The sequence below is a fragment of the Rhizobium zaerense genome, assembly GCF_051810725.1.
GTDB classification, from domain to species: domain Bacteria; phylum Pseudomonadota; class Alphaproteobacteria; order Rhizobiales; family Rhizobiaceae; genus Rhizobium; species Rhizobium leguminosarum_I.
Genome location: NZ_CM132690.1, coordinates 4,064,821 through 4,080,074, shown reverse-complemented (window position 1 = coordinate 4,080,074; position 15,254 = coordinate 4,064,821). Strand labels below are relative to the sequence as shown.

20 protein-coding genes and 1 pseudogene are annotated in these 15,254 nt (G+C 60.0%); 8 read left to right on the top strand and 13 right to left on the bottom strand.

Annotated features, from left to right (window positions below; translation table 11 throughout):
* Positions 1 to 194: 194 nt before the first annotated feature.
* The 9 genes from ACS4RR_RS20070 to ACS4RR_RS20030 form a co-directional block, all read right to left on the bottom strand.
* Positions 195 to 659, bottom strand: a complete 465-nt coding sequence (locus tag ACS4RR_RS20070; RefSeq protein ID WP_017963346.1) for a DUF2269 family protein — start codon at positions 657 to 659, stop codon at positions 195 to 197.
* Entirely contained in the window at positions 656 to 1,942 is a 1,287-nt protein-coding gene (locus ACS4RR_RS20065; RefSeq protein WP_026154052.1) for an SDR family oxidoreductase, read from the bottom strand. Before ACS4RR_RS20065 ends, ACS4RR_RS20070 begins: the two co-directional genes overlap by 4 nt.
* A 256-nt stretch (positions 1,943 to 2,198) precedes the next feature.
* A complete protein-coding gene (locus tag ACS4RR_RS20060) occupies positions 2,199 to 2,819 on the bottom strand; it encodes a DUF4142 domain-containing protein (RefSeq protein WP_456189219.1) in 621 nt (206 codons plus the stop codon).
* 13 nt (positions 2,820 to 2,832) lie between these two features.
* A complete protein-coding gene (locus ACS4RR_RS20055; protein ID WP_456189218.1) occupies positions 2,833 to 4,242 on the bottom strand; it encodes a cytochrome B6 in 1,410 nt (469 codons plus the stop codon).
* Positions 4,243 to 4,368: 126 nt separating this feature from the next.
* On the bottom strand, positions 4,369 to 4,587 hold the full coding sequence (locus tag ACS4RR_RS20050; RefSeq protein WP_017963350.1) for a hypothetical protein: 219 nt from the start codon (positions 4,585 to 4,587) through the stop codon (positions 4,369 to 4,371).
* Positions 4,584 to 4,844 (bottom strand): DUF982 domain-containing protein, encoded by a 261-nt coding sequence (locus ACS4RR_RS20045; protein WP_026154053.1) that lies wholly within the window; start codon positions 4,842 to 4,844, stop codon positions 4,584 to 4,586. The genes ACS4RR_RS20050 and ACS4RR_RS20045 overlap by 4 nt, the downstream gene beginning before the upstream one ends.
* A gap of 426 nt (positions 4,845 to 5,270) precedes the next feature.
* Positions 5,271 to 5,849, bottom strand: a complete 579-nt coding sequence (locus ACS4RR_RS20040; RefSeq protein WP_245268338.1) for a DUF308 domain-containing protein — start codon at positions 5,847 to 5,849, stop codon at positions 5,271 to 5,273.
* A 236-nt stretch (positions 5,850 to 6,085) separates the two neighbouring features.
* A complete protein-coding gene (locus tag ACS4RR_RS20035) occupies positions 6,086 to 6,715 on the bottom strand; it encodes a hypothetical protein (protein WP_456189217.1) in 630 nt (209 codons plus the stop codon).
* A 71-nt stretch (positions 6,716 to 6,786) separates the two neighbouring features.
* Positions 6,787 to 7,377, bottom strand: a complete 591-nt coding sequence (locus ACS4RR_RS20030) for a TetR/AcrR family transcriptional regulator (RefSeq protein WP_170281645.1) — start codon at positions 7,375 to 7,377, stop codon at positions 6,787 to 6,789.
* Between the two features lie 197 nt (positions 7,378 to 7,574).
* Here ACS4RR_RS20030 and ACS4RR_RS20025 point away from each other — a divergent pair, with 197 nt between their 5' ends.
* From ACS4RR_RS20025 to ACS4RR_RS20015, 3 genes and pseudogenes are all read left to right on the top strand, one after another.
* A complete protein-coding gene (locus ACS4RR_RS20025; RefSeq protein ID WP_456189216.1) occupies positions 7,575 to 8,291 on the top strand; it encodes an SOS response-associated peptidase in 717 nt (238 codons plus the stop codon).
* Between the two features lie 75 nt (positions 8,292 to 8,366).
* Complete coding sequence (locus ACS4RR_RS20020) at positions 8,367 to 8,687, top strand: hypothetical protein (RefSeq protein ID WP_170281647.1); 321 nt, start codon at positions 8,367 to 8,369, stop codon at positions 8,685 to 8,687.
* Positions 8,684 to 8,922 (top strand): annotated as a pseudogene (locus ACS4RR_RS20015) (hypothetical protein). The gene ACS4RR_RS20020 and the pseudogene ACS4RR_RS20015 overlap by 4 nt, the downstream one beginning before the upstream one ends.
* A gap of 25 nt (positions 8,923 to 8,947) precedes the next feature.
* Here ACS4RR_RS20015 and ACS4RR_RS20010 read toward each other — a convergent pair.
* Positions 8,948 to 9,775: an oxidoreductase gene (locus ACS4RR_RS20010; protein ID WP_456189215.1), complete on the bottom strand. Its 828-nt coding sequence runs from the start codon at positions 9,773 to 9,775 to the stop codon at positions 8,948 to 8,950.
* A gap of 80 nt (positions 9,776 to 9,855) precedes the next feature.
* Here ACS4RR_RS20010 and ACS4RR_RS20005 point away from each other — a divergent pair, with 80 nt between their 5' ends.
* The gene (locus ACS4RR_RS20005; protein WP_456189214.1) at positions 9,856 to 10,794 is read left to right on the top strand and encodes an AraC family transcriptional regulator; all 939 of its coding nucleotides are present in this window, start codon (positions 9,856 to 9,858) and stop codon (positions 10,792 to 10,794) included.
* Between the two features lie 15 nt (positions 10,795 to 10,809).
* Here ACS4RR_RS20005 and ACS4RR_RS20000 read toward each other — a convergent pair whose 3' ends face one another.
* Positions 10,810 to 12,147, bottom strand: coding sequence for a TadE/TadG family type IV pilus assembly protein (locus ACS4RR_RS20000; protein WP_456189213.1), 1,338 nt, complete (start codon positions 12,145 to 12,147; stop codon positions 10,810 to 10,812).
* Between the two features lie 148 nt (positions 12,148 to 12,295).
* Between ACS4RR_RS20000 and ACS4RR_RS19995 the strand changes: the two genes are divergently transcribed.
* Together ACS4RR_RS19995 and ACS4RR_RS19990 are read left to right on the top strand one after the other, a co-directional pair.
* Positions 12,296 to 12,424 carry a hypothetical protein gene (locus tag ACS4RR_RS19995; protein WP_456189212.1) on the top strand — a complete coding sequence of 43 codons (129 nt, stop codon included), beginning with the start codon at positions 12,296 to 12,298 and terminating at the stop codon, positions 12,422 to 12,424.
* Positions 12,411 to 12,761 (top strand): EutQ-related cupin domain-containing protein, encoded by a 351-nt coding sequence (locus tag ACS4RR_RS19990; RefSeq protein ID WP_456189211.1) that lies wholly within the window; start codon positions 12,411 to 12,413, stop codon positions 12,759 to 12,761. Before ACS4RR_RS19995 ends, ACS4RR_RS19990 begins: the two co-directional genes overlap by 14 nt.
* Positions 12,762 to 12,776: 15 nt before the next feature.
* Here the strand turns inward: ACS4RR_RS19990 and ACS4RR_RS19985 are convergent, their stop codons facing one another.
* Entirely contained in the window at positions 12,777 to 13,568 is a 792-nt protein-coding gene (locus ACS4RR_RS19985; protein ID WP_456189210.1) for an aldolase, read from the bottom strand.
* Between the two features lie 347 nt (positions 13,569 to 13,915).
* Here ACS4RR_RS19985 and ACS4RR_RS19980 point away from each other — a divergent pair, with 347 nt between their 5' ends.
* Both ACS4RR_RS19980 and ACS4RR_RS19975 read left to right on the top strand, forming a co-directional pair.
* Positions 13,916 to 14,314: a hypothetical protein gene (locus tag ACS4RR_RS19980; RefSeq protein ID WP_456189209.1), complete on the top strand. Its 399-nt coding sequence runs from the start codon at positions 13,916 to 13,918 to the stop codon at positions 14,312 to 14,314.
* Between the two features lie 8 nt (positions 14,315 to 14,322).
* On the top strand, positions 14,323 to 14,520 hold the full coding sequence (locus ACS4RR_RS19975) for a hypothetical protein (RefSeq protein WP_442177686.1): 198 nt from the start codon (positions 14,323 to 14,325) through the stop codon (positions 14,518 to 14,520).
* A gap of 144 nt (positions 14,521 to 14,664) precedes the next feature.
* Here the strand turns inward: ACS4RR_RS19975 and ACS4RR_RS19970 are convergent, their stop codons facing one another.
* A complete protein-coding gene (locus ACS4RR_RS19970) occupies positions 14,665 to 15,240 on the bottom strand; it encodes a TetR/AcrR family transcriptional regulator (protein ID WP_456189208.1) in 576 nt (191 codons plus the stop codon).
* Positions 15,241 to 15,254 lie beyond the last annotated feature (14 nt).

Here is a 15,254-nt window from a genome sequence, read left to right as displayed (position 1 = left end):
GTGAGGAGCAGGCTCAGGGCTGGATATGGCGGAGGTTCGGGACATGCCAATTATAAGGGCCCTCGCAAGATCGAGGATAAGGCGGGGTTTGAATGAGGATGTCCATTTCAGCCTCACGCTGCCGAGGCGAAATAGACATGCCTATGCATAAGGAAAGATACCGATGCCGAGAGCCAGACAATGCCACGCTATCATCAAACCGGGCGCGTAATCATCAGCCAGATAATTCCCAACACTGCAGCGAAAGCCGGAAAGCCGAAATAAAACCAAGTCCAAAATAGCCGATGGTATCGCGCCGGCAGCGGCTCGCCTTTCGCCGCTGCTTCCGTCGCAATGTTTCGCATCTCCATCTGCATCCAAACAACCGGCAACCAAAAAGCGCCGGTGAACAGATAGAGAACGATCGACCAAAAGATCCACCGCTCCCAAAGGGAATAGCCGATATTCCAGGCAAGCGCTACGCCGGTGATCGGCTGAATAATCACGACCGTTGTGGTAAAGACGAAGTCGGCGATCACCACAATCCGCGCTACTGCGCCCACGGTCGTCGCATTGCCGGAGCGATGCGCGACCAACATGAAGAAGGCGATCCCCGCGCCGGTGCCGAGAAGAACGGTGGCGCCGATAATATGCAGGAATTTCAGTACGAAATAGATCATCGCTCCTCCAGAATCGCGAGAGCAACCAGGTGCAGCACAAGGATCGGCCATATCTTTGTCAGCGGGCCGAGGGGCTCATTCCACAACTGAGGCAATATTGCCGTGCCGGCTGCCGCATAGAAGAGCGACAACAGGATGGCCGCATATAGCCCCCATCGTGCAGTGCGACGAAAGGCGATGGCGCATCCGACGAGAATGTCTGCAAGAGCTCCGGCAATCACGCTCGGTGCCGCCAAACGACCTGCGCCGCCGGCCAACATCAGTTGGACACCCTGGTCGAAACCTGATGTCAAAGAAACTATTCCGGTCGATATCCAAAACAGTGGCAGCAGCACGAAAATGACGGGCTTTAGAAAGTAGAGTTTAGCAAACCAACGCTCCTGAACCGAAACCGGGCGACGCGCCAAAGCATCGTCCAACGATAAGGGCCGGATTCCCGTAGCGGCACTCCAATTCGTTGGATCACCCACGGCGCCGCGGACGATCTCCCTTGCGGCAGTGCTTCGAACCGGCGGGCGCCATCCCAGCAGTCCTGCGAAATCGCCGAGCCGATAGAGAAGGTTGGCGAGGGGGCGGGGCAGCAGATAGCGCTTGGCGGGAGGCCAGCCAAGCCATCTCCGATATCGAGCTACAATCTGGTCGAATTCGAGCTCTTGCGGGCCGACGATTTCGAGCGAGATTTTCGATGGGGCAGTTTTGTCGACAAGGCGAACGGCGGTTTCGGCGACGTCATCGACCTGCACCACCTGAAGTTTGCCGGTCGACGGCATCAATGGCAGAAACGGCAGCGCGGCAAGGCCGCGAAACAATGCACTGGAACCGAAGGCGGCGTCGCCTAGGATCACGGCGGGACGCAGTATCACCCAGTCGAGATCCGTCTCCATCAGAGCCATGTCGCCGGAAAGCTTTGTGCGCGAGAACGCCGACGGCTGCTGCCGATCCACTCCAATTGCTGAGAAGTGAATAATTCGGCGTACACCAGACTGCTCGCAAGCGCGGAACAACGCTCGCGGTCCCTGCGCATGGACGCCCGTCATGTTGTGCCTCAGTCCGTCCTGCAACGCGCCGGCACAGTTGACGACAGCATCTGTTCCTTCGAGATGACGCAGCCAATCAGAGGGCTCCACCGCCCTCGCCACGTCGACTTCGACCCAGGTGCCGAGCCCACCTGCGAGCTGTTTTCCAGGGCGAACGGCGCGGATGATATCATGTCCGCCTGTCGCCAGCCGGGTGCAGACGGCACTGCCAACAAGTCCGGTCGCGCCGATGACAAGGATTTTCATACTGACGACCCTCGTGCTCAACGGCTCTAACTTGTGCGTGCACAATTCGCTCCAGTGCCGGTTGATGCTATTCCTCAGATACAGCATGTCCGACAAAAGCCCGAATTCCTGGCGCTGATGCCCGGCGTTCGGCAGTCAGGCGCCACGAACGAACGTTGCGTTCTTGAAGGCGTGGGGGCGAAATGGACGCGTGTCGTTCCATGGTTCCATTTACGACTGTCGCTATGCTTGCACCAGGCCGCTCCCGAAGCATTGCCTACTGCCTATGCTCCATCTCGGCCAGCGTCTCCGGCGGGAGACGAACAGAGGCACCGGTCAGCAGTCCATGGATCTCCTGTGCTCGCCGCAGATGATCGAGGACGACCGGAAGCAGGGATGAGGCCAGCCGCTGCAGATCGCCGTCCTCGCCCATCGATATCTCCCAGGCTAGAAGTTGCGCGGTCTTTTGATGGTCAACGATCTGTGCCTTGATATAGGCGGCGTCGAAGGCATCTGCCTCCAACGTCCGCAGCCGCTCGCGAAGCAGGGCATGTTCGGGGTCGAGCTGGTCTGACAGTGGGATTTTAGCGGCGTCTGCAAGCTCCTTGAGCTTCCTGTTTGCGTCGGAATGGTCGCTGACCATCATGTCGGCAAACTGTTTGACAGCATCCGCTTTCGCCTTGCCGCCTGCAAGATTTCCGAGCTCGACTTCAGCAAGCCCCCGGACGGTTGCAAGCTGCGCAAAAAGCCGGTCCTGATTGTTGGTCTGGTGTGGCGCTGGAACGCCTGGCCGAGCCATTCGCGTGTCGACGCCCATTCCGGCCGGATTGCCGATCTGGCCAAGCGCCGACGAGCCGGCCAGAACGACAGCGACGGTAAAAAGCACCCTGCGAAACATGGCGTCTCTCCCTCTAAAGCGTCACCAGATAAGCAACCAGGTCCTTCTTCTCCTGCTCATTAAGCTTGACGCCGAGCACGAGATTGAAGAATTCAACGGTGTCGGCCAAGGTCATCAGACGGCCGTCATGCAGATAGGGCGGCGAGTCCTTGATGCCGCGCAAGGTGAAGGTTTTGATCAGACCGTCGGGAAGGGCGACGAAGTCGTTGAAGACCTGCCCGATTTTATAGAAGCGCTCCAGCTTCAGGTCGTGCATGTCGTTGTCCATGAACTGGGTCTGCGGCACGTGACAGTCGGCGCAACGACCCTTGCCCATGAATATTCGCTCGCCCGACAGTTCCTGCGGCGTCGCAAGTTCAGGATCGAGTCTTCCGAAGACGTCGAGCTTGGGAGCGGGTGGAAAATCGATGATGTTCTGCATCTGCGCCATCATCGCGACCTGGTTGGTGCGGTCGGGAAGGTTTGCGCCCTTCCTCGTCGCGCTGACATGGTCGCCGTTGAAGTATGCGGTGCGCTGCTCGAATTCGGAAAAGTCTTCGACGGAGCGAAGCGAACGTTTGGAACCGTGGATCTGTTGGTTGAAAAGACCTCGCAGGCTGGTGCTGTCGAGGCGAAAGCGGTCTGCCTGCGGACGAACGTCGGGCGTGAGATGAAAGGCAGCATTGGTATGGAAGTTGGAATGACAGTCGAGGCAGGCGACACCGGTGCTTTGGTCCGCCACTTTGCGATCCTCGGTCTGATTGAATTCCTCCTGCGGGAACGGCGTCAGAAGGAGCCTCAGACCCTCCATTTGTACGGGGGTGACGATGCCATTCATGATTTCATAAAAGTTCTTGATCGTCAGAAGCTGCCCGCGTGAGACGTCGCCGAGTTCTGGGTGCGTCGTCAGGAAGATCGGAGGCGGAAACTCGGGCGTCAGGTTGTCGGGAAGGTCAAAGTCGACGTCGAACCTGCGGAGGTCGCGCATCTCCTGCGCGTGGATTTCGTCGATCTGCCGATTGGGAAAGACCTGTCCGCCAGTCGCCTGCTTGACATGGGGGAGAGGGAGAAAGCCTTCGGGCAGGAGATTTTTCTGCTTGATCTCCGCCGGCTTCATCGCGGTCAGCTCACCCCATGTCACGCCCGCAGGCAACCTGACGCGGATGTCAGCTTGAACGGGTTTCATGCCGCCTGACATCATCGCGCCGGGCATGGGCTTATCAGAGAGATCGTACCGCCTCTGAAGGAGATCCAGTTGGCGCTTCATGACGTCCGGCTTCTGCGCCTCGTCAATTCGCCGGGCGTCGGAAAACGGCATCGTTGGAAGCGGTCGGTAGGTGGTGTCAGGCGGCAGCGGGTCGGAAAAAGCGCCGACGGCGAACACGCAGAAGCCGGCACCGATCGAGCACGCGGCGAGAATGAATGACCTCTTGTATCGAAACATAGCGCTCCCCTCAATTTTACACCGCAACCCTGCGGACCATGAAAAGTTCCGGCGCGTGAAAGCTTTTTGCTGAAAGGGCCGTTTCAGGCGACCGCAACGGATCCAGACTGCCAGAGGCTGCTATGGTCATACGAATACCAGCACCGCGATCATCGCGACCGCCGAAGTAACGCCCGCACCCGTGAAGGCGGAGATCAAAAGCTGAGAGGTCCGGCCTATCTTAACGTCTTTGATTTCCTCGGCAGCGCCAAGAACGGCCATCAACCCCGCCGCCATCCAACATACGAGCGTCAGCGCTCCCAGGATTATCGCCAATTGCGCGGTATCTATTGGAGGAACACTCATGAGAACACCTCCGCAGCGACAGCAGCATCTATGAATGTCCTGCGAGCAAGCTCAGCGCTTCCATGGTGTATGATGGCGTCTGAGCATCTGCACTTGGCAATGGCGTATTCCGCCTGCGTTTGCGACGGCCAACGATATATTAAAGCTTCCAGTGCAGCCCTGGGTCCGTCGATACGCTCGCGGAAGCCGTTGCCGATACGAACGAACACGGGAACTGCCCATGTGATGTCGAAGTCACCTTCGATAAGCTTCTCCAAAATGATGAGCTCCCTTGTTAGCTGCTTACGTGCCAACCAAACGAACCTGCCTGCTGCGTCGCAGTTCCTGCTCTGTCGCCGTCTGTGCGCAATCGGACATTCATCAAGCGCCTAGCAACGGAGGGAGGGCTGCAATTGCCGGTGGCCGCCGATACGTCGGTGAACATCCTTTTCTTAGGTCGAAGGCGAAGATCGAGGTTTAGGCGTGACATCGCTGTCGATCGGCGAATCCGGTTGCTTCCGCGCGGAAGACGTTCCGATGCGCCTGATAGGATGAATTTGGAGATCAGGAGAGTCATTAGAGGCAAATACCTAGAAGCACGACGACGTCTCACGACCAATCATGACATGACAGGAAGTAGGGGCGGCGGGCGAGCCATTCCGACGCCGCCCGCCACGAACTTGGAGACTCCCGCTTCGATCACCTCAGACCCGCTTCCGCCGCATCTGCGTGACGCTCCGCCAGACGGCCGACACCAGGAAATAGAAGGCGCCGAGGCCGGCATAGCCAGCGATGTTGGCAATGGACGGCGCTTCCGGCATTTGCGCCTGGGCGATGAAGAAGCCGCCTGCGACGGCAGATTGGCCACCGCTGAGGATCATCGCCCACTGGCCGCCATTGGTCTTCCAGCGCCGCACAGCGGTTCCAAGTTGCAGCAGGCCGGAAAAGATCGCCCACAGGCCGAAGACACCGAGGACCCAGTTCATGCTCATCGTCAGCGCGACGATCACCGCGGCTGTCGTCACCGCGCTGACGGCGACGTTGATTGCCTGGCTGCGGTTGTTTGCCAGGCCGCCGTTGCGGACTGCATCGACAAGATTGGCGGCGGCATCCCAGGCCGGGTAGAGGATCAGCAGGGCGGCCGCGACGGCAAGCGACTGGCGGCCAGTGGTCAAGGCGGCGGCGACCCAGATGGCGGAAAAGGCTGCTCGCGTGAAGTAATAGCGCGTCAGCCACTCTTCCCTGTCGCCAGATGCGACGGTGGTTTGATCGGTGGTCATCATGATCTCTTTCCTGAATGTGATGGTGTTGGTCTGATAGGGGCGGCTCACCGTCATCGGTGGCGGCGTCCGTCATGGGGATTGGATTTTCTTGGTTTGCCCGAACCGCTGGGCACCGCCGGGCTGCTGTCGAGACGACGTTCTCCGTCATTCGGGTCGATCGCCTGCCGATCAGGCGGCATTCCCTGGCAAATCGCCGGTCGAACCGGGGGCGGCCCGGCCGACCGGCGACGACGTGGTCACATGGGCGGGACCACGCCATTGTTGCCGACAAGCACCTGATGGGCGAGGGGGCCGGACGGCGACTTCTCGGCCGGAATGAAGACGCCGGCGCCGGGCACGAGATCGTCCTTGGTGGCCGGAGCGATGGTGACGACGGGCGTGCCATCCGGAATGGCGATCTTCTTTTCCTTGCCGTGATAGGAGACGGTGACGGTGCGGCCATCGACGCCCTTGACGGCGTCGGCGACGGTCGCATTGGTCATGCTGCTGTTGGGCTTGAGGTCCCAGCCATAGCTGCCTTCGCCGGCACCCTTCAATGCCGGCGGGAAGATCAGCACTTCAAGCGCGCCGTCGCCGCCGCCTGCGCTCGGCAGCGATGCAATGTCGACGAAGTCGCCCGGCTTGATGTCGGTGACCGCAGCATTTGCGACGCTCGCCAGTTTCCAGCCGTCGGCAAGCGTCACATTGACGGTCTCTCCCTCGCGGGTCTTCACCTTGAGAGCGGAGCCGCTGTAATTGACGATGCTGCCCCTGATATGGATCTGCTCGGGTTTCTGGTCTTCGGCATGGACGGGCGCCGCTGGAAGTGCCGTCGACGCGATAGCGCTGAGCCCCAGCAAGAGGGCGGGGAGAATGGTCTTGATCATGTCGTTCTTCCTACTAGTTGGTAGTTTCACTGAACATCGTTATCGCTCCGGGTTGTTATCCGCCCGGAACTTTATCGAGCGGCCGTTGGAGACAGCCGCTGCAAGGTGGGGGCTAGGATAGTGGCGAAGACCTCGGGGGTGCCGTAAGCACGGGCCGACAGCATGGCGCCGTGGACGGAGGCCATGAAGGCTTCAGCCTCGACACGCGGTACGCTCGATAGTGTCAAACTGCCATCCTTCAAGCCTCGCTCCATGACCGAGGTCAGCCATGTCGACGCAAAGCGGAAGAAAGCCTTGACCTCGGCTGCGACCTCCGGCGGCAGCGCCGGCAGTTCGCTTGCCAGCAGGGCGCACACGCAAAACGGCCGGCTGGCGTCCTCGATGCACTGGGCCCAGTGGCCCGCATAGGCCTGGAGGAGTGCCAGCGGATTCCGCACCTGCTGCTCCAGGCCCGCAATACCCGCCTCGGCATCTTCGCGATAGCGCACGACCAGCGTGCGCACCAGATCGGTTTTGCTCGGAAAGTGGTGATGGATGCTCGCCTTGCGGATCCCGACGACGGCAGCAATATCGGCATAGCTGAAGCCGTTATAGCCTCCGGTCATGATCAATGCTCGGGCAGAAGTCAGGATTTCGTCGGACGTCGTCGAAAGATTGCTCATGGCGCTTATCTACCTTCCAGTAGGAAGGCTGTCAAGCGGAATGCAGTTTTCTGCCATCGGCCGTCGTTGAGGCGGTAACCGGCTTCACTCTTGACGCGGGCGAAAGTGATGACGCATCGGTTGTAGCGACCGGCCTTGACTCGCCTCGAAACGCCAGAACATAATCGGAACATCTAATATGCGGGATGGAGTTCTGGATGTGCGGCCGCGTCTATATCAAGACCTCGCTTGAGGAACTGGTGCGCAATTTCGCCTTCGCGGAGCGTGGTGCGATCGATGCGCTCGGGAACCGATTTCCGCGCTATAACGGTGCGCCGACGCTGGATTATCCCATCATCATTCGCGACATGGTCCGCGAGCCTGATATCATGGGGCCGGTATTCGCCAGCGCTCGCTGGGGTCTGATGCCGGAATGGATGAAGCCGGGAGGGCGGCCCCCGCCGATCAACGCGCGCTGCGAGGGTATCGGTACCAACGGCCTATTCCGCGCGGCCTACAGGTCGCGCCGTTGCCTAGTGCCGATCAACGGCTTCTTCGAGTGGAAGGATATTTTCGGCACCGGCAAGAACAAGCAGCCTTATGCGATCGCCATGGCTGACGGCTCGCCCTTTGCGCTCGCCGGCATCTGGGAGATGCGGCGCGACAATGACATAGAGACCCGGAGCTTCGCCATCGTGACCTGTGAGCCGAATGCGATGATGGCGCAGATCCATGACCGCATGCCGGTCGTCCTGCACCGCGAAGATTACGAGCGCTGGCTATCGCCGGAGCCTGATCCGGCCGATTTGGTGAAGCCGTTCCCGGCTGAACTGATGACCATGTGGCCGATCGGCCGCAATGTGGGTTCGCCCAAGAACGACACGGCTGACATCATCGATCCGATCGACCCCGATCCGGAACCGACGCTGCTCTGAATTCACTGGCTCGGGCGGGAGCCATCCATCAACCGTGCGGTCAAAGAGATACCTCGCGAGAGGGCAGGACGACGCATGCCAGAACAAATCACATGGAAATCGTGGGAATATGTCAGCGGCCGGGACATCAAATACAAATGGCGGCACGCCTGGAGGGAGAAACCCGGCGACGATTACGTCGCTTTCGACGGCGATACCCAGATCGGAAGGATATTCCGGTCACAGGCAGGCGGAGGGATCGATAATCGATGGTTCTGGATCGTGGCGACAGACGGCAGCCATCGACTGGATTGGCCGTCGGCTGGATACGAGGACAGTGCCTACGTCGCCTCAAGGCGGCTCGAAATGATCTATGAGAGCATCAAGAGCGGAAAACCAAGGACGGCGCACCCATGAGCATCGAAGGCCATTCGAGTGCACCGGGCGCCAATGTGATCGTTGAGCATTATTGCGAGCACCGGATTGCTGACGGCACATGCTGCAAGGAATGGGGAGGCTGGGGCCACAGCCCGTCCCCGGCCGTGCCAACGCGCTGGTGGTGCTTCGAGCATTTCCCGCATAAGTCATACGAACAGGAACAGGCGCTCAGGCGGAAGCTGAGGCGGCCGAGGGCGGGAAAATCATCCAATGAGAGCTGGCTGATTGATGTTCCGCCGTCAGCCGTCGGTCGAGAGGGTGACGGATTTCCACGCCTCGATCTCCTGCTGGAGGCGAACGATCCTGTCCGACACGTGCTTGAGGGCGTCGCTGCCGAGCAGAAGCTGCGGCGGCGGATTATCGGATTCGATGAGCTCTAGAACCGCGGCGGCCAGTTTGGCGGGATCGCCGCGCTGCTTGCCGCTGACGGCCTGTCGCGCCTCGCGGATCGGGTCGAAAAGGGCATCATAATCGGCGATCGACCGCTCGGTGCGGACCATCGATCGTCCGGCCCAGTCCGTCCGGAAGGAGCCGGGGCAAAGGGTGGTCACATGGACACCGAACGGCGCCATTTCCGAACGCATCACTTCCGATATGCCTTGCAGCGCAAACTTGCTGCCGCAGTAATAGGCGATGCCGGGCATGGTGATCATGCCGCCCATCGACGTGACGTTGACGATGAACCCTTGGCGTCGCGCGCGAAACCGAGGCAGAAACGCCTTGGCGATGGCGACGGCGCCGAAAACGTTGACCTCGAACTGCCGCCGCATCTCTTCGATCGGCGACTCCTCGAGCACGCCTTCATGGCCGTAGCCGGCATTGTTGATCAGCACGTCGACCGGCCCATGCTCCTCCTCCGCCTGGCCGACGACATCGTCGATCCGGTCGAACTCCGTGACGTCGCAAAGGACCGGCCGCAGGCCGGGCAGGGTTTTGGCGAGCGCTGTCAGCGACGCCTGCGAGCGCACGGTGCCGATCACCCTGTGACCGGCCTGAAGAGCCGCAGACGCAATGGCGAGCCCGAAGCCGGAATTCGATCCGGTGATGAAGAAGGTCTTTCGTGACATGAGCGAAGATTCCTTGATTGAGGATGGGATTTGACAAATAGTATGAAGAACCCCGTGCTTCGATGGCGGATTGTCTGAATATGTTGCCAAATCCTATGCAAGGTGATCGCGGCCCATCCAGGCGAGGGGAGATGGTCGCGCTGGCCGGACGTCTCGCCCCGCGTCACGGATACAATCCGACGGCGCTTAGCTCCGTCCGCATCCTGCGCACCGAAGCCGTGCTCCACGACATCCCGGTGCTCTATAGACCGGGCGCGGTTTTCGTCCTGCAGGGCAGCAAGCAGGGCATCCTCGAAGGCGAAGTCTTCCTCTATGATGAGGAGCATTATCTGGCGGTGTCGCTGCCTGTTCCATTCCGGATGATGTCGACCGCCAGTCCCGAGCGGCCATTGCTTGCGGTCTATGTCGAGTTCGATATGCAGATGGCGGCCGAGATCGCATTGCAAGTGGGAAAACATGCCGAACTGCCAGGCGACGAGCCGAGAAGTCTCGTGTCGAGCAGGATGTCCGGCGATATAGAGGATGTGCTGCTGCGCCTGCTGACGGCACTCGGCAGCAGCGTCGAGGCGGATGTGCTTGGCGCCGGCATTCTGCGCGAACTGCACTACCGGGTCCTGGTCGGTCCGCAAGGCGGTGCAATGATCGCGGCCCTTCAGCAGAAAGGCAGATCCGGAAAGATCATTCGGAGCCTGGCCTGGCTGCGGAAAAACTATGGCTCGGAGATCGCGATCACCGATCTGGCAAGAGAGGTGGGCATGAGCGTTCCCTCCTACCATGTCCATTTCAAGGCTCTGACCGGCAACAGTCCGATGCAATACGTCAAGGCGATGCGCCTTCACGAAGCAAGATTGATGATCGCCCGCCGGACGAGAACGATCGCCGAGGTGGCGGCGTCGGTCGGCTACGCAAGCCCGGCGCAGTTCAGCCGCGATTTCAAACGGCATTTCGGGCGCACGGCATCGAATGAGATCAAGTGGGTCCAGCGCCACCTCGGCGAACCGGGTGACGATCACGGTTAGGCATAGCTCCCGGGCCTAGCTGGTTATCCGAGGCGCGCTGACGATCTTCAGGAACAAGGCCTCCATGGCCTGTTCAATACCTTCGGTGGGACTAACCGCGAAATAGAAGCCGGGGGTTGCGCATTCTTCCATTTTCGCGGCGATCTTGGTCTCGAAGGGCTTTACCCAATCCTTGTAGAAGTCGTTGTCGGGCAGGGGCAGATAGGTCGTATAAAGGACGGCGACTTTGATGCCGCGATCTTTGAGCTTCTGGCAATAAGTCGTGTCGATCGGTTCGATGCATCGTCCGCCGTTTACCCCTTTCGGGCTAGTGCAGCCGGCCGGCTTATAGCTATCCCCAACACCGTCAGCCACGAAAAATACGATCTTCTGGCGATCGGCATTGCTGGTGCCCTTGCCGACGTTGCCCTTGATTTCGCTTTCGATCCCTTTCAGCGCTTCGTCAAAGCTCGTCTGCTGGTCGCTGTAGTAGTTCTGATAAGGAATGCTCATAAGATTTATCATGTCCGTCGCGACTGCTACGGCGCTAAGATCATAGTCCAGGTCGGAGACCTTGAAGAGCTTTGCGGCTTTGGCGTCCTGGGCAGTCTTGCCGAACGTATAGGCAGCGACCCTGAATTGGCTTGCCATGGACTGCGTGTCCTTTGCCTTAGCCATCAAGGCTTTGACGGCAGCGGCGACCACGTCGATACGGATGGTCACGCCATTATTGCGTGCGACATTGTAATAGCTTTTCTTATCCTCGACGCCCTTTTCAGAAACGATATGGCATGCGAATGCGCAGTTTTTATCTTTGCCGCCATCGTGGCCGCTTGCTGTCGCATTTTTCATGGCGGTTATGTCAGCAGCGGTGGCCCCAACGCCCATTGATGGAGTGTTATCCAACAGCATGAAGAAATCCATATAGGACGGCGTCTCATACTGGGCCGTTGCCGTCCCGGAAACGGTGATCTGATGAAATCCCATCACCTGCATGAAGCTCGTGGGCATCGTCGCGTTAAAGGATACGGTCGAGCTGAGAACACCGCCCCTTTTTTGAACGCTGATGTCGACGGTGACGGGCACGTCGCCATGTTCTTTAGACATCTGCGAAAAGAAGATCTTCTGGGCTTCGGATTTTCCGAGCGTCAGCGACCCATCGCCGGACATTGTGTTTGCTTGCGTTGCCGCTTGTGAATTCGGCGTAATGGATCCGACCGCCGCCGCGTCCGCAGCGGCATAGAGTTCGGTGCGAAGCGACAGGGCGCTGCCAAAATCAATGGCTGTACCCGCCGCCCCGAACAGCGGGACGACGAGCAGCGCCGTCATGATTCCGAAGTTACCAGATCGGTCAACAATGAAACGAGGCAACATACAAAACCTGCCTTCCCGGTATCCGTGCTTGTGGTTGCGGCGCAAAGAAATTGCTACAAACGCGATCACTAACAGCCGAATATAAACCAAAAGCAAATACGTATGGTTGTATTTTTGCTAAATCACTGAAGAACTCGCGGTCGCAATCATGAGCGCCATCGCAGCCCGCAAAGCAGTCATCGGCATGTTCGGCATTGATAGACGAGCGCTCTTGGCGTGCGGGATTTCCGCGCTACCTCTGCACGCGGCAATGGAGGAAGACGATGAAAATCCGTAAGTTCACGGTTACCGATGTGGCGTTGGAGCGTTCTCCCGGGCAGCAGGCGGACATCTTCGTCGGCAATCTGGTCGACGAGCGGCAGGGCGGGCCGATCACCATCGGCTATGGACGCTACGCGCCCGGCCAGAGCCTCACCGAGACGATTGAAGTCGACGACGTCATGATCGTTCTGGAAGGGCGGCTATCGGTCTCGACGGATTTGGGAACAGTTACCGCCGGGCCAGGCGAGATCGTCTACATGCCCAAGGGCGAAGCGGTGACCATCCGCTCGCATGACGAAGGCGCGCTCACCGCCTATGTCACCTATCCGCATTGGCGACCGGCGCACGCCTAAACTACGGTCTGCGGCTCAGCGCCTGTATTCCGGCTCGCTGCGATCGAGCGCGCGCTTCACCGACTCCAGATGGAGCCGGGCCGACTCCGGGTCTCCTTCGCGCATTTGCCGGTACGCCGCCTCCGCAATCTCAGGCGCGACGGCAAGGACGTCACGCCCGGTGGACAGGGCGAGCGTCTGCACTTCGCAGGCGCGCTCGAGGTAATAGAGGTCGTCCCAGGCCTCGGCGATATTCGGTGCACAGACCATCACGCCGTGGTGCTTCATGAAGACGATGTCGGCATCGCCGATCGCAGCCGCAATCCGATCGCCCTCGCGCGTGTCGAGCGCCAGGCCGTTATAGTTGCGGTCGACGGCCGTGCGTCCATAGAATTTCAAGGCGGTCTGCCCGGCAAAGATCAGGGGATCGCCCTCGGTCATGGAAAGGGCGGTGGCATAAGGCATATGGGTATGGAACGCCGCCTTGGCGCGCGGGACGTTCTTGTGAATCCTGGCGTGGATGTAAAAAGCGGTGGCCTCGGGCTGCCCGCTGCCTGACACGACATTGCCGTGAAAGTCGCAGATCAACAACATCGAGGCCGTCAGTTCGGCAAATGCGTAGCCGTAAGGGTTGACGATGAACAGGTCGTCATAGCCCGGAACGACGGCCGAGAAATGGTTGCAGATCCCTTCCTCCATGCCGAGCCTTGCCGCCATCCGGAAGCAGGCCGCCAGTTCGACGCGGGCCTGCCAGATGTCGTCCGTATCAAGTTTCGGCTGGTTGGGGCCGCCGGCGGGCGATAGGGCAGTGTTGAGAGAGTGCGCCATGGGGTCGTTTCAAATTGGTGTCGAAGGAGAGGGTGGCTGCGTTCTGGATTACGCCCGGATCAGCCTCGCATCAAGCCGGCTCGAGGCAAACATGGTTCGGTTCGCGCCAATGGCTGCCCCTCACCCTAACCTACCAAGGTCGAGTCACTCGTCTCGACCCGTCCTGCGGACCCGTAAGATAGGGCCGGAGCGGGTGCAGATCTTTTGATCATGCACCACGCTCCGGCGGTTGCACTGAAAGCTTGCTCACAGCAAAACACCCGTCTTGACTCTCTTCGGTATCAGAACATAATAAGAACATCGGCGCGGCGGCCGCCATCTGAAAACCGAAGATATGGAGAGCGGATATGCGTGAGCAGCCGATCGGCGAAGCCGTGGAAGATGATGCGTGGCCTGTAAGTGATGTGATGTGGCCGCCGGAGAAGGAGATTGGGGTCTCCGAGGTGCATGCAAGCCTGGCCAAGGCGGTGGCGGGGAGCCGCGGTGTGAGATATTTCACGGCCTTCATGATCGACATCCCCAGCGATGCCTATCTGGGCGATGTCCAGATGGCGATCGACGAGGCCGCCGGCGAGGCCTGCGGTATCCTGCTGACGATGCATGTGACCGGCCGTGACGCCGCAACCGGCGAGCCGATTCTGACCCAGGAAGCCACGCGACCGTTCAAGTTTCCCTGCGGTGAGGGCGTCGCGAAAGCCATAGCGAGCTTCTGCGGCAAGCTCAAAATGGCCGGGATCTTCCCTTGAGCGCCGCCATGGAAGCCGAAACATCGTCACCGCCGGTCGAAAATGAGCTTGCCGAGGTGGTCGCCTATCACAATGGCGATATGCGGGCCGCAATCGGCACGCTGCTGGAGGACGTCCGCCATTTGCGCCGGCAGTTGATATTGGCAGAAGGCGCCATGGGCGGCGGCATGACCCGCGGCTGGCGGCCGAGCTACGATCGAGACTAAAGCGCGTCAACAACGACAAAAAGCTGCTGGGGCAGGACGCTCAGCCGACGGCTGCTCACCTATAGTGGGTCGGCATCGAGGATCTGGGATCCGGCGATGGGATGATAGCTGCGGCGCGACGCGGCCGCTGGCCGTCGCGGTTCCTCATTTGGCTTTTGCCGGTGCCGAAGCCTGTCGGTCGGCTCCGTCATCGATCCAGGCCAGCGTCTCCGTCAATATTTCCTTGGACAGGGCGGGATCGACGATGACGCGAGCGAGGATCGTTGCCCCGACCATCGCCGACCAGTTGGCGATTGCCCGGCGTCGGCGGTCGGCGTCCGGCCCTTCGACCTTCTCACTCATCCAGTCGATCTGCGCCCGCACACCCTCCGTCACCGCCGCGCGGGCCTCAGGCGTCTGGCGCAGCGTGTCGGCGGCAAGTCCGGAAATCGGGCAGCCACCGGCCCTGTTGTCGCGATGGTGCGGCGACAGATACTCTTCCATGTAGGCGCCAAGCGGGAGTGACGCGCCATTGCGCTGGCCAAGCGCATGCGCGAGCGCCTGGACGATCAGGTCGTCCTTCGAGCTGAAATGACCGTAGAAGCTGCCATGCGTCAGGCCCGCAGCCTTCATCACCTCGGCAACGCCGACGGCCTCGAATCCTTTTTCCCGAAACAGCCGGCTTGCGACTTCCAGGATCCTTAGGCGGTTTTCGGCCATCTGCTCACGGCTGATTTTCATGTTGAGATTTCTCC

What these genes read in the sequence shown, in the direction of transcription:
- ACS4RR_RS20070 (WP_017963346.1), bottom strand. Translation starts at nt 659, where the DNA reads ATGATCTATTTCGTACTGAAATTCCTGCATATTATCGGCGCCACCGTT.
- ACS4RR_RS20065 (WP_026154052.1), bottom strand. Translation starts at nt 1,942, where the DNA reads ATGAAAATCCTTGTCATCGGCGCGACCGGACTTGTTGGCAGTGCCGTC.
- ACS4RR_RS20060 (WP_456189219.1), bottom strand. Translation starts at nt 2,819, where the DNA reads ATGTTTCGCAGGGTGCTTTTTACCGTCGCTGTCGTTCTGGCCGGCTCG.
- ACS4RR_RS20055 (WP_456189218.1), bottom strand. Translation starts at nt 4,242, where the DNA reads ATGTTTCGATACAAGAGGTCATTCATTCTCGCCGCGTGCTCGATCGGT.
- ACS4RR_RS20050 (WP_017963350.1), bottom strand. Translation starts at nt 4,587, where the DNA reads ATGAGTGTTCCTCCAATAGATACCGCGCAATTGGCGATAATCCTGGGA.
- ACS4RR_RS20040 (WP_245268338.1), bottom strand. Translation starts at nt 5,849, where the DNA reads ATGATGACCACCGATCAAACCACCGTCGCATCTGGCGACAGGGAAGAG.
- ACS4RR_RS20035 (WP_456189217.1), bottom strand. Translation starts at nt 6,715, where the DNA reads ATGATCAAGACCATTCTCCCCGCCCTCTTGCTGGGGCTCAGCGCTATC.
- ACS4RR_RS20030 (WP_170281645.1), bottom strand. Translation starts at nt 7,377, where the DNA reads ATGAGCAATCTTTCGACGACGTCCGACGAAATCCTGACTTCTGCCCGA.
- ACS4RR_RS20025 (WP_456189216.1), top strand. Translation starts at nt 7,575, where the DNA reads ATGTGCGGCCGCGTCTATATCAAGACCTCGCTTGAGGAACTGGTGCGC.
- ACS4RR_RS20020 (WP_170281647.1), top strand. Translation starts at nt 8,367, where the DNA reads ATGCCAGAACAAATCACATGGAAATCGTGGGAATATGTCAGCGGCCGG.
- ACS4RR_RS20010 (WP_456189215.1), bottom strand. Translation starts at nt 9,775, where the DNA reads ATGTCACGAAAGACCTTCTTCATCACCGGATCGAATTCCGGCTTCGGG.
- ACS4RR_RS20005 (WP_456189214.1), top strand. Translation starts at nt 9,856, where the DNA reads ATGTTGCCAAATCCTATGCAAGGTGATCGCGGCCCATCCAGGCGAGGG.
- ACS4RR_RS20000 (WP_456189213.1), bottom strand. Translation starts at nt 12,147, where the DNA reads ATGTTGCCTCGTTTCATTGTTGACCGATCTGGTAACTTCGGAATCATG.
- ACS4RR_RS19995 (WP_456189212.1), top strand. Translation starts at nt 12,296, where the DNA reads ATGAGCGCCATCGCAGCCCGCAAAGCAGTCATCGGCATGTTCGGCATT.
- ACS4RR_RS19990 (WP_456189211.1), top strand. Translation starts at nt 12,411, where the DNA reads ATGAAAATCCGTAAGTTCACGGTTACCGATGTGGCGTTGGAGCGTTCT.
- ACS4RR_RS19985 (WP_456189210.1), bottom strand. Translation starts at nt 13,568, where the DNA reads ATGGCGCACTCTCTCAACACTGCCCTATCGCCCGCCGGCGGCCCCAAC.
- ACS4RR_RS19980 (WP_456189209.1), top strand. Translation starts at nt 13,916, where the DNA reads ATGCGTGAGCAGCCGATCGGCGAAGCCGTGGAAGATGATGCGTGGCCT.
- ACS4RR_RS19975 (WP_442177686.1), top strand. Translation starts at nt 14,323, where the DNA reads ATGGAAGCCGAAACATCGTCACCGCCGGTCGAAAATGAGCTTGCCGAG.
- ACS4RR_RS19970 (WP_456189208.1), bottom strand. Translation starts at nt 15,240, where the DNA reads ATGAAAATCAGCCGTGAGCAGATGGCCGAAAACCGCCTAAGGATCCTG.